Consider the following 11,441-nt stretch of genomic DNA (forward strand, 5'->3'; position numbering starts at 1 on the left):
TTCCTCCGTGTTCCGGCGGGTCAGCCCGCCGCTTCCCTCGTTGCCTTGGCGGCGCTCGCGCGCCGGGTGCGGAAACGGAGCACGTACCCGCCGGTAACCCCGGCGATCGCCAGAGCCAGCAGCCCGTACTCCGTCGTCACACCGAGTCGATCCGACAGCGTAGTCTGCTGCCTCAACGGCACGCGCCCCACCAGGGAGTCTGCGGTGAACAGGCTGGTAGAGGCCGTGATCGAACCGTCGGGAGCGACAATCGCGCTCACTCCGCTGGTGGCGGAAACGATCACCGCGCGCCCATGTTCGACCGCCCGCAGCCGCGACATCGCCAGCTGCTGGTAGCTCATCTCCCCCGGCCCGTACCAGGCGTTGTTGGTCGGCACGACGAGCAGCCCCGCGCCATCGGCCACCGACTCCCGCGCCGGGTAGTCGAACGCCGTTTCGTAACAGATGAAGACGCCGACCTTGGTGCCCGCGACGGACAGGGCGGCGTTGGCGCCGTCACCCGGTGTCATGTTCGCCACGCTGTCGACGAACGGTGTCACCAGCTTCGCGAGCTCCCGGGCCGGGACGTACTCGCCGAACGGGACGAGCTGCTGTTTGGCGTAGCGCTGGCCCGGGCCGGTGGCCGGATCCCAGACGAGCGCGGAGTTCTGCGCGCTCCCGTCGGGCAGCCGGACCAGCGCGCCGATGATCGCCTGCGTGCCGTAGTCACGGACCAGCTGGTCGACGCCGGCGTCACCGGTGCGCATGGCCATCGCGGTCTCCGGCCAGACCAGCAGATCGACCTTCGTGTCGGTCGCCTTGAGCTTTTCGAGCAGCCGGGCGCTCTCTGCGAGGTGGTTGTTCCGGAGTTCGTCGCGGCGGCCTTCCAGCGCCAGGCCGATGTCGGGCGCGTTCCCCTGCACCGTGGCGACGGTGAGTTCGCCGTCCTGCGCCTCGGTGCCGATCGTCGGCCACACCGCCAGACCCGCCACCACAGGCACCAAGATCAGCGCCGCCGTGGCCACCAGGGAACGGCGCGGATCCGCACCCCGCAGCCGCAGGCACAGCGCCGCGAGCCCGAAACCGGTCAGCACGACGGCGAGCCCGACCAGCGGGGCGCCGCCGATCGAGGCCAGCGAGACGAAAGCGCCTTCAGGCTGGCTGAACGCCACCCGGCCCCACGGGAACCCGCCGAAGGGGAACCACGTCCGCGGTGTCTCCAGCGCGATGATCACCAGCGCCGCCCACAACGGCCCCAGCGGCAACCGCCACACCACGGTGGCGAAAGCCCCGCCGAAGCCGAGATACACCGAAAGTGCCATCGCCAGCCCGAGCCACGGCCACGGCCCGAAGCCCGGACCGAGGAAGTCCAGCAGCCACGTCAGCAACGGCAGGAAGAACGCCACCCCGAACACGAACCCGTAGCCGAACGCGCCACGGAACCGGCGTCCGTGCACCACCAGTGCGAAACCGGTGAACGCCAGCGGCGCGAGCCACCACAGCGGACGCGGCGCGAAACTCAGGTACAAGGTGAAACCCGACGCCGCGGCGACGAGGAAACGCAGCAGCCAGGCGCGGGAGAACCGCTTCCGGGGCGCCGCTTCGGGATCCGGATCGGTCACGGTCGTGGACACTCCTGAACCCTAGGCCGTCCGGGTGAACAGATCGTGGATGACCTGCCCGTCGCGGACCGTGCGCAAGCACCGGGGCAGTGTCGCGCCCTCCGCCAGGTTCGGCAACGGCGGTACCCCCGCCCGCGGATCGGTCGACCAGCGCTGCACCCGTGAGTCCGGGGTCGCGACGACCAGGTCCTCGGCGTCCCAGATCGCGTAGTGCGCGGGAGCACCCGGGACCAGGCTGCCGGTGACGCCGTCGTTGACCCCGGCGGCGCGGTGTCCCGCACGGGTGTGGGCGGTGAAGGACGCGCGAGCGGACAAACCCGAGCCCGCTGTGCGGTGATAGGTCCCGGCGCGCACCGTCGCCCACGGGTCGACCGGCGTGACGGGGGCGTCGGAGCCGAACGCGAGCAGGAGCCCTTCGGCGGCCATCGCGGCGAAGGGATTGAGCTTCGCGGCCCGTTCCGCGCCGAGACGGTCGGTGTACATGCCGTGGGTGCCGCCCCATTCCGCGTCGAACCGCGGCTGGACCGAGGCGACCACACCCCAGTCCGCGAGCGCCTTCGCCTGGTCGACGTCGATCATCTCGACGTGTTCGAGCCGGTGATGCCTGGCGGCGAGCGCTCGGCGGCCGACGGTCTTCTCCGCGAGCCGGAATCCTTCGACGACCTCGGCGACGGCGGCGTCGCCGATGACGTGGAAACCGGCCTGGAGTTCGGCTTCGGTGCAGGCGCTGATGTGTTCGGCGATGGCGGGGGCGTCGAGGTAGAGCGTGCCGGAGGTGCCTGGCGCGTCGGCGTACGGCTCGTGCAGGGCGGCGGTGCGGGAGCCGAGCGCGCCGTCGACGAACAGGTCGCCCGCGACGCCCCTGGCGCCGAGTGCGCGGGCGGTGTCGACCCCGCCGCGTTCACCCCAGTAGCCGACGACCTCCGGCAGTCCCGGAGCTGAGGCGAGCGCGAGCAGGTCGGTGAGGTCTTCGGCGCCGGAGATGTCCGGGCCCGCGCATTCGTGGACGCTGACGACTCCCCGTGCGGCCGCTTCGGCGAGGAAAGCGCGCTGGGCCTCACGGCGCTGCCGCGGCGTGATCGCCTCGCGCATCGCGGCACGCACGAGATGGTGGGCATCGCGGGTCAGCGGCCCATCGGCCGACCAGCCCGGAGCCTCGTGCACGCCGGAGGCGAGCGCGACGAGGGCGCTGGAGACGAGCGCGGAGTGGACGTCGACCCGGCTGAGGTACACCGGGGCTCCGTTCGACGCCTCGTCGATCTCCGCCCGGCTGGGCAGCCTGCCGTCGGTCCAGCGGGATTCGTCCCATCCGTGCGCGACCAGGACCTGACCGGGCCGGACGGCGTCGCGGACCGCGGCCAGCAGTTCACCGGCACCGCGGATCCCCGCGAGGTTCAACCCGGTGAGGTGCAGGCCGGTCGCGGTGGCGTGGACGTGCGCGTCGACGAAGGCCGGGGCGACGAAGGCGCCATCGAGGTCGATCACCTCGGCGTCGGGATGCAGTGCCTTGGCCGGTCCGTCCTGTCCCACCCAGACGACGGTGCCGTCGGTGATCGCCATGGCCGTGGCGTCGGGAGCCGAAGGGCTGTAGATGCGCCCGCCGAGCAGGAGTGTGGTTCGCGCGTTCGTCACCCTCCCGAGTTTGCAGCGTCCGGACGACCAGGTGACCGGCGGGTCGGCATGATTTCGACACACCACGCAGGACAGGAATATTTACGTCTTCCGAACGATGTGACAGGATAATTTCACGCGTTTCCGACGACGAGGAGTACAAGTGACTGCGATCCAGCAACCGACCTCGCCGGTGGCCGCCTACGATCAGCCCTACGACTACACCCGAGTCGAACTGGTCGAACCCGACTGGCGCCGCTTCCCCGGCTGGCACGACGTGACCGAGGCAGAGTGGCGTGACGCGCAGTGGCAGCGGGTGCACTGCATCCGCAACGCCAAGCAACTGCGCGCCCTCATGGGTGACCTGCTCGAGGAGCGCTTCTACGAGGACATGCTCGCCGACCAGCGCGAGATGGCCACGATGTCGATGCTGCTGCCGCCGCAGATGATCAACACCATGGCGCCCAACGCGGGCACGGACCCGGCGAAGGTGACCGAGGCCTGGTACGCCGACCCGATCCGCCGCTACATGCTCCCAGTGCGCAGCGACCGCGACACCGAGTGGCCGAGCCACCCGCACTCCGAGCGGGACTCACTGCACGAGGCGGAGATGTGGGTCGTGGAGGGGCTGACGCACCGTTACCCCACCAAGGTCCTCGCCGAGATGATCTCCACCTGCCCCCAGTACTGCGGGCACTGCACCCGGATGGACCTCGTCGGCAACTCCACCGAGCAGGTCGAGAAGCACAAGCTCTCGCTCAAACCGGTCGACCGCCAGGACGCGATGATCGACTACCTGAAGAAGACCCCCGGCGTGCGTGACGTCGTGGTCTCCGGTGGCGACGTCGCCAACGTGCCGTGGCCGCAGCTGGAGTCGTTCCTGATGCGGCTGATGGACATCGACACCGTCCGCGACATCCGGCTCGCCACCAAGGCGCTCGCCGCCCTGCCGCAGCACTGGATCCAGCCGAAGGTCGTCGAAGGCCTCGAGCGCGTCGCCGGCACCGCGCAGCGCCGCGGCGTCAACCTCGCGATCCACACCCACGTCAACCACGCCCAGTCGGTGACCCCGCTGGTCGCGGAAGCCGCACGGACCGCGCTCGACGTCGGCGTCCGCGACGTGCGCAACCAGGGCGTGCTGATGAAGGGCGTCAACGCGACCCCGGCCGAACTGCTCGACCTGTGCTTCGCGCTCCAAGGCGAGGCAAGCATCCTGCCGTACTACTTCTACATGTGCGACATGATCCCCAACGCCGAGCACTGGCGGGTCTCCGTGCACGAGGCACAGGAACTCCAGCACGCGATCATGGGCTACCTGCCCGGCTACGCCACTCCACGCATCGTCTGCGACGTCCCGTACGTCGGGAAACGTTGGGTCCACCAACTCGCAGAATATGACCGTGAGCTGGGCATTTCCTACTGGACCAAGAACTACCGGACCGGGATCGAACACGAGGACCCCGAAGCCTTGCAGCGTCGCTACCCCTACTACGACCCGATCTCCACCCTGCCCGAGGCCGGCCAGAAATGGTGGGCCACCCAGCACGGCTGACTTCTATATGTAGGTAGATGAAGCCGGTGGTCCCGAACGTCGTTCGGGACCACCGGTAACGGCAGGCCGCAGACGAATCGGACAGTGCCTCGCACGGTGAAACACCGACCGGCTTCCAACCGGAGACGCCCGGCCTGCAGGTTGGCTTAGCACAACTTGAGACGCATCTCAACCTGGACCAACAACCACCTGACCAGCGCAGACGTCGCCAGCATGGGTCGACATTGAGCTCCAACCTGACCCAGAGATCCTGCCTGGCCATGCGCCGGTAGAGCCACCGAGAGACATCGGGCACCTGCACCCAACTCCCGGCAGCCCGAGGGTCAGATCTCCCAGTTGCGACCACCCAAGGCGGGTAGGTGCCACTGCGATCGATCGTGAACGGCCCAGGATCGGACGAGACGGTCCATAGTGGACGCTTCAAGCCGAACGACGAAAGTGTTTGCAGTACGAGTCGACGCTCTGCAAGCCGTACAACATTATCTACCACTTAAACGACGCATCCTGAACAAAGTCGTGTGCGCAGAAGTATTCAGTCTTTGTAGATATCTTCCCTGCGACCTTATGGTTCGCGCACTCCCTGTCTTATGACCAGGGCAGTACCCCCGCTGCTGGTGACTGAGAGTAGTCTACTGTCTGCAGGAGCGGACCTCCGACGGTCACCAGACCCTGCCTGTAACGACTTCGATCTTGTACCCGTCTGTCACGACATGACTGTGAGCGACGCGTCGCCGATGAAGTACTCGGTGATCAACCGTGGTCTGCGACCCGCCCGGGTGGCGATCGTGTTCGACGGGGGCGACAACTGGTCCTACTGGGCCCGTCGCGCCCTCTTCCTCGCCGGAAAGATCTGGGGCGGAGCTCGTCGTATAAATCACCTTCCTGATGGCTGGGTGAAATTCGAGGAACGGGATAAACTCCTGCCAGGAACGTTCCCAGGTCGAGATCAGCCCCGAGTATTTCTGGCCCCAGTTGTGTTTCAGTTCGTTCAAGGCTGCCTGGGCGCCCGCTTCGTTGACAGCCTCGTAGATCGGCTTGAGGCCTTTCGCGACGGCCTTGCGGTCGTCGAGGGACACAAATCGCATCGAAGCCCGGATCAGGTGGACCACGCAGGTCCACATACGCAGCACCGCAGGTCGAACACCCAGCCTCTTCTGGCCCCACAGGCCGGCCGTTGTTCCACGGTGCAGCCCATAGGGCACCTCGTGTAGGACTGTGGTGGCGAACATGCCGAGAAAGCGGGTCAGCCAGTTGGCACAACCGGTCTCGACTTTGCCGGAACCACCAACGCCAGCAGTCCGGCAACGGCCACCATGAGCGCTGAGGCGAGGTAGCCCGCCGAGGAGTCAGTCGAGCCGGAGCCGAAGGCCGCGACCACGGGTACGACTGTCGCAAGTCCTATCGCCGCCCCGAGCTCTTGGGTCGTGCTGACCAATCCCGCGGCGGCCCCCTGCTGACCTTCAGGGACGGCAGTGGCCACGGAGTACGCCGGGGTGTACGACAACCCATTGCCGGCGGCGACCAGGGCCAGCCCGGGCAGGATCCCTGCCCAGTAGTTTCCGAAAACAGTCGCAGTGCTGCCGAGAAGGACCATGCCCACAGCAGCGATTCCGGTGCCCGCGAGGAGCATGTTCCGCGCGCCGAGACGCGAAACCAGCGCGCCCGCACGGGGAGAGACCAAGAGCACGATCGCCGTCACGGGGGCGAAGCCCAATCCGGTTTGCAGCGGTCCGTAACCCATACGCCCTTGCATGGTCAACGTGGTGAAGTAGATGGCGGCGGTGGTGGCTCCAGCGGTGAGGGCCTGGACGACATTCGCGACGAGGACCGGACGGCGGCCGATGAGTGCTCCGGGCAGCATCGGTGCCGGATGCCGTCGCTCCAGCACCGACAGCGTGGCGACGAGGGCGAGCGTGACCACGATCCCCACTGCGGTCGCGGTCGCGTCGTCCTTGGTCACACCGGCCAGCAACAAGCTCGCGGCGGCGAGTGACGCTGCGAGCAGCACGGCGCCGCGCAGGTCCAGAGTGGACAAGCGGTTCGTCGTTTCCCTCCGGAGGAACCGGAACGCCATGGCGATCACGAGCGATCCGAGGGGTACGTGCAAGAGGAAGATCCCGCGCCATCCGGCCAGTTCGGTGAGCACGCCGCCGAGAAGCTGGCCCGCGATCGCGCCACCCGCGCTGGCGGCGATCCAGAATCCCAGCGCGCGGTCGCGCTGCTCGCCTTCCCGGCTGGACGAGGTGAGCAGCGCCATCGCGTTCGGTGACACCATCGCTGCTCCGATCCCCTGGCCGGCGCGGGCGGCGAAGAGCTGCCATGCCTGGTCCACCAGTCCACACAAACCGGACGTCACCGTGAAGACCAGGAGTCCGCACAGCAGTAGTTCGCGACGCCCGAAACGATCCCCTGCCCGGCCCGCGACGATGAGCAGACTGCCGAAGACGATCGTGTAGGAGACCGCTGTCAGCTGGAGCATTTCCGCAGGCACACCGAGGTCACGCTGGATGGCGGGCAGGGCCACGTTGACCACGACGACGTCCACCATCACGGCGAACTGGGCCGCGCACAACACGGCGAGGAGAACCGACCTCCTGGGGCTTCTTTTCGCGACCCTCACGAGCTCGCCTGGGCAGCCGGGTAAGGCGCCGGTCCGCGGCTGTCAACCCACTCCTCGAGCAGATCGGCCGCGGCCGCCACCCCGCGGTCCGCCCGGACGTAGCCACTGAGCTGCGTGGCCCTCCGTTTGATCCGGACGTCGGACAGGGCCGCGGTGATCGACGCGTTCAACGACCCGGCAGTGATCCCGGGCAGCGGGACAGGAGCCGCGGCCACCCCAAGTTCGTGCATCCGCCGCGCCCAGAAGGGTTGGTCCACCAGCGCCGGGACGGCGACCTGCGGCACGCCGGCGCGCAGAGCGTCGCCCATGGTTCCCGGGCCACCGTGGTGAATCACCAACGCCGATCGGGGGAACAGCCAGCTGTAGTCCATCTCTTCGGCCTGGAACACATGAGAGGGCAGCCCAGCCTCGTGTGCTCCGACGAAGACCAGTCTGCGGCCGGCCGCCGTGACCGAGTCGATCACCATGCGCAGGAGGTCGAAGTTCCGGTGGATCGGCCACATGCTGCCCATGGTGAGCACCACCGGAGGCGTGCCGGTCTCCACGAACCGCGCCAGGCCACGCGGCGGATTCCAGGGGCGGTCCCAGAACCAGAACCCGGTCAGGTGGCTGTTCTCGGGCCAGTCGTTCACCGGCGGGATGATGCTCGGGCTGAACGGATGGAAGAGCGGGTTCTCCGCACCCAGGCCCCGCAAGGGCGAGACGCGGCCCAGTGGCGCCAGTCCGGCTGCCTGTCGATGTCTGTTCACCGCCCGGCGCGCCCAATGCCATTCCAGCTGGGACCGCACGGCGTAGGTGAGCCGGTTGTACGCCCTGCCAAGTCTCGGTCGCGGTGCGCCGAAGGCGGGAAAGGCTCCCGTCGGGGCATGCGGCCAGCCGGACAACCCCGCCCAAGGGGTCCGGTCTCCGGTCATGAGGTGGACCGGCCGGGTCAGGATGGCGTTGACCACGATGTCGGCGCCCTCGATCGTCGTCCGGATCGCCGGCACCAGACCGAGAGGATCTTCCCGAGGCCGCTGTGGCAGGACGCTCAGCGCTCGGCTCAGCCGAACGGCCGACGTGGTCCTCCGGACCCTCGAGGTGAGGTCGGGGTCACCCAGTGAATCCCACGCCCTACCCGGCAGAAACTCGCTCGGAGCGCCTGAAAGCGGGACATGGTCGAGGGAGGCCTCGGCGACGATGTCGGCATAGTCCACGGGCGCCGCGATCCGGACGTCGTGGCCGCGGGATCGCAGTTCGTATCCCAGTGTCACGAACGGCTGGACGTCGCCGCGCGAACCCAGAGTGGTCAGTGCTACCCGCATGACTCCACCACAGCCCACTGCGCGGCAAAAGCGCTTGAGGAACACCAGAGCGCCCCAACCGGGTCACGGTCCAGCGGCGCTCAAGGAGCTCTCGTCACCGTATGGATCGTGATCCCGAACGTCATCCACTTCATCTTCGGTCTTTCACCCGACTTCGGCGGAAAGCCGTTCTCGCTGGTACACCATCTGGCCGTCAAGTCGGCCTACGAGGTGAACCGTCCGGACAAGATCTACCTGCACTGCAAACACCGGCCGTCCGGCGTCTGGTGGGACCGGAGCCTGCCCTACCTGGAGCTGGCGGAACTGGAGCCGCCCGAGACCGTCGCGGGCGCACCCATCGCGCACGTCGCGCATCGGGCGGATGTGGCGAGACTCGACATCCTCTGCGCGCAGGGCGGCATCTACCTGGATCTGGATGTCCTTTGCGTCCGTCCGTTCACTCCGTTGCTGAATCATCGCGTGGTTCTCGGAGCGCAGGAGTCCATCGACCCGGCGGCACCGGACGGCTCACTACGACGGGACGGGCTTTGCGCTTCGGTCATCCTGGCCGAGCCCGGCGCCGAGTTCATGCGAACGTGGCGAGACGGTCTCGACCCGGCGAAGTCGCTCTGGTCCGGTTTCCGTTCCACCGGCTACGACGAACACTGGGACGAGTACTCGGTCCGCTACCCGGAAATGCTGGCGAAACGTCATCCGGACCAGGTGCACGTGGAAGGGCATCGCAGCTTCTTCTGGCCATCGTGGAACACACCCGGGCTACGCATGCTCTTCGACGAAGGCGACGACGAATTCCCCGACGCCTATTGCCATCACCTGTGGGAGATGAACTCCTGGGAGCCCTACCTGAAAGATCTCACGGTCGAGGACATCAAGCGGGAAAAGACGCCGTTCAGCAGGCTGGCCGCACGGTTTCTCGACTGACCGTGTCTCACAAGGGCGGCGACGCGCCCACCACGGGCTTGTCCTGCCCGCCGTGTTCGGCGACCTGCAGCATGAGCCCGGCGGCGACGCGGACGATCTCCCGTTCCGCAGCCGTCAACTCGGCTTCGAGGGCGTCGGTGAGCCAGCGATTTCCTTCTTGCACGTGCTCGTGCAGCGCCGCGCGTCCCCGTTCGGTTATCGAGATCCGCTGTGCACGACGGTCCTGCTCGTCCGGACGGCGGGAGACACAGCCTTCCTCTTCCAGGGAGTTGAGTACGCGCGTCAACGACTGCGGCTGCAAACCCTCGATCGCCGCCAGCGCCGAGACCGTCAACGAACCACTGTGCCGAAGATTCGCCAGGACGGACGCACCCACCCTGGTCAGGGCTCGGCTGTCGCCCGACTGCTGAGCCCGCAACCTGGACGCGAGCCGGGACACCGCCCAGCGCACCGACTCCGCCACGTCAACCGCCTCGCTCATCAAAACACGCTAACACTTCGGACCACTGCGCCCTGTGGTCTGTTCACCCGTCAGTCAGCCGCCGGAAAAGACCACGCATAAGCTTATTATATGCCTTTCAGTGCGATCGACGCCGGGATCCACCGGCCGCCCCCTTGGCGCGTGTTCCGCGGCCTGCTCGAACGCGATCTGCTCATCACCCGGAAGCAGCTCCTCGGCGTCATGGCCCAGGTCCTGATGCAGCCGCTGCTCATGCTCTTGGTGTTCGGCAAGGTCCTCGGCGCCCTCGGCTACACCCCGCCGAGCTATACCCGGCTGCTGCTACCCGGCCTCATCGCATTGAACGCGTTCTTCGCCGCGACGCAGAACGCGTCCTTCCCGCTCGCCATGGAGTTCACGACCCGGACCATCGAGAACCGGCTCCGCGCGCCGGTGACCATCCCTTGGATCGTCGCCGAACGCATCGTCGCGGCATCGGCGCGCGGGATCATCACGGCCATCCTGATGGCGCCGATCGGGGCGATCCTGCTCGGCGGCCTCGACTGGACGGCTTCCGGACTCCCGTTGGCCCTGTTGTTCACCGTGGTCGGCGCGCTGACCGGCGGCGCCGTCGGCGTCACCATCGGCTCACTCGTGCCCCCGGCCCGCATCGGGATCACCTTCTCACTGGTGATGCCCCCGTTGCTCTTCACCGGTTCCGCCCAGTTCCCGTTCCCGGAGCTCGCCGCCGTTCCGTGGTTCCGCGTGTTGTGCGCGCTGAATCCGATGACCTACGTCAGCGAGGGCCTGCGCGGTGCACTGACACCGGAGATCCCGCACCTCCCGGCCTGGGTGTGCGCCGGCGGCCTCGCGACCGCTCTGCTGGTCTTCCTTCCCGCGAGCCTGTGGTCGTTCAAGCGCCGGGCGATCGTCTGACGGACCGGGCACACACGACGCGGAAGCTTGCCGCCCATCCACCCGCATGACATCGACAGGTACTAAGCTTATACTTAGTAACTGTCGATGTGGGCGCAGCGTGGGGTCCACGGTGAACACCGAGGTAGCGAAAGTATCTGGTATGCATGCTCACTGAAGCGATACGAGACCGGTTCGGCGCCAACGAGTGGCTCGTCGAAGAGATGTACGAACGGTTCCTGGCCGATCCCTCCTCCGTGGATCACGCCTGGCACGAGTTCTTCGCGGACTTCACCCCGGCGAAGCACGAGGCCCACGAAGAGCCGCCCGTCTCGCAATCGCTCCCGCCGGAGCCACTGTCCGATGTCGACAGCAAGCAGCTTCGTGGCGCCGCGGCGGCGATCGCGAAGAACATGGACGCCTCGCTGTCGGTGCCGACGGCCACGAGTGTGCGTGCCGTTCCGGCGAAGCTGATGGC

At 67.5% G+C, this 11,441-nt stretch carries 10 protein-coding genes; 4 read left to right on the forward strand and 6 right to left on the reverse strand.

Annotation, left to right across the window (positions count from 1 at the left end; all coding sequences use genetic code 11):
• Positions 1-20: 20 nt before the first annotated feature.
• On the reverse strand, positions 21-1,613 hold the full coding sequence (gene lnt, locus ACIHAO_RS17075; protein WP_396558782.1) for an apolipoprotein N-acyltransferase: 1,593 nt from the start codon (positions 1,611-1,613) through the stop codon (positions 21-23).
• A 9-nt stretch (positions 1,614-1,622) separates the two neighbouring features.
• A complete protein-coding gene (locus ACIHAO_RS17080; protein WP_396558784.1) occupies positions 1,623-3,233 on the reverse strand; it encodes an amidohydrolase in 1,611 nt (536 codons plus the stop codon).
• Between the two features lie 142 nt (positions 3,234-3,375).
• Here ACIHAO_RS17080 and ACIHAO_RS17085 point away from each other — a divergent pair, with 142 nt between their 5' ends.
• Entirely contained in the window at positions 3,376-4,764 is a 1,389-nt protein-coding gene (locus ACIHAO_RS17085; RefSeq protein ID WP_396558786.1) for a KamA family radical SAM protein, read from the forward strand.
• Between the two features lie 659 nt (positions 4,765-5,423).
• Here the strand turns inward: ACIHAO_RS17085 and ACIHAO_RS17090 are convergent.
• The 3 genes from ACIHAO_RS17090 to ACIHAO_RS17100 are packed head-to-tail and all read right to left on the reverse strand — an operon-like array spanning position 5,424 to position 8,688.
• Complete coding sequence (locus tag ACIHAO_RS17090) at positions 5,424-5,993, reverse strand: transposase (protein ID WP_396558788.1); 570 nt, start codon at positions 5,991-5,993, stop codon at positions 5,424-5,426.
• A 14-nt stretch (positions 5,994-6,007) separates the two neighbouring features.
• Complete coding sequence (locus ACIHAO_RS17095) at positions 6,008-7,336, reverse strand: MFS transporter (protein WP_396558790.1); 1,329 nt, start codon at positions 7,334-7,336, stop codon at positions 6,008-6,010.
• Positions 7,337-7,380: 44 nt separating this feature from the next.
• Entirely contained in the window at positions 7,381-8,688 is a 1,308-nt protein-coding gene (locus ACIHAO_RS17100; protein ID WP_396558792.1) for a glycosyltransferase, read from the reverse strand.
• 108 nt (positions 8,689-8,796) lie between these two features.
• On the opposite strand from ACIHAO_RS17100, the gene ACIHAO_RS17105 reads away from it, so the two are divergent.
• On the forward strand, positions 8,797-9,609 hold the full coding sequence (locus ACIHAO_RS17105) for a glycosyltransferase family 32 protein (RefSeq protein ID WP_396558794.1): 813 nt from the start codon (positions 8,797-8,799) through the stop codon (positions 9,607-9,609).
• Between the two features lie 7 nt (positions 9,610-9,616).
• On the opposite strand, the gene ACIHAO_RS17110 is transcribed toward ACIHAO_RS17105, so the two are convergent.
• Entirely contained in the window at positions 9,617-10,090 is a 474-nt protein-coding gene (locus tag ACIHAO_RS17110; protein ID WP_396558796.1) for a MarR family winged helix-turn-helix transcriptional regulator, read from the reverse strand.
• Positions 10,091-10,180: 90 nt separating this feature from the next.
• Between ACIHAO_RS17110 and ACIHAO_RS17115 the strand changes: the two genes are divergently transcribed.
• Both ACIHAO_RS17115 and ACIHAO_RS17120 read left to right on the forward strand, forming a co-directional pair.
• Positions 10,181-10,984, forward strand: a complete 804-nt coding sequence (locus ACIHAO_RS17115; RefSeq protein ID WP_396558798.1) for an ABC transporter permease — start codon at positions 10,181-10,183, stop codon at positions 10,982-10,984.
• A gap of 146 nt (positions 10,985-11,130) precedes the next feature.
• Positions 11,131-11,441: hypothetical protein (locus ACIHAO_RS17120; RefSeq protein ID WP_396558800.1), on the forward strand; the 311-nt coding region annotated here is incomplete at its 3' end.

It is taken from the genome of Amycolatopsis sp. NPDC052450, assembly GCF_044547565.1.
Classification (GTDB): Bacteria; Actinomycetota; Actinomycetes; order Mycobacteriales; family Pseudonocardiaceae; genus Amycolatopsis.

Excerpts from the sequence above, each read along its gene's own strand:
- ACIHAO_RS17090 (WP_396558788.1), bottom strand. The coding sequence starts at position 5,993 with ATGTTCGCCACCACAGTCCTACACGAGGTGCCCTATGGGCTGCACCGT.
- ACIHAO_RS17115 (WP_396558798.1), top strand. The coding sequence starts at position 10,181 with ATGCCTTTCAGTGCGATCGACGCCGGGATCCACCGGCCGCCCCCTTGG.
- ACIHAO_RS17100 (WP_396558792.1), bottom strand. The coding sequence starts at position 8,688 with ATGCGGGTAGCACTGACCACTCTGGGTTCGCGCGGCGACGTCCAGCCG.
- ACIHAO_RS17110 (WP_396558796.1), bottom strand. The coding sequence starts at position 10,090 with ATGAGCGAGGCGGTTGACGTGGCGGAGTCGGTGCGCTGGGCGGTGTCC.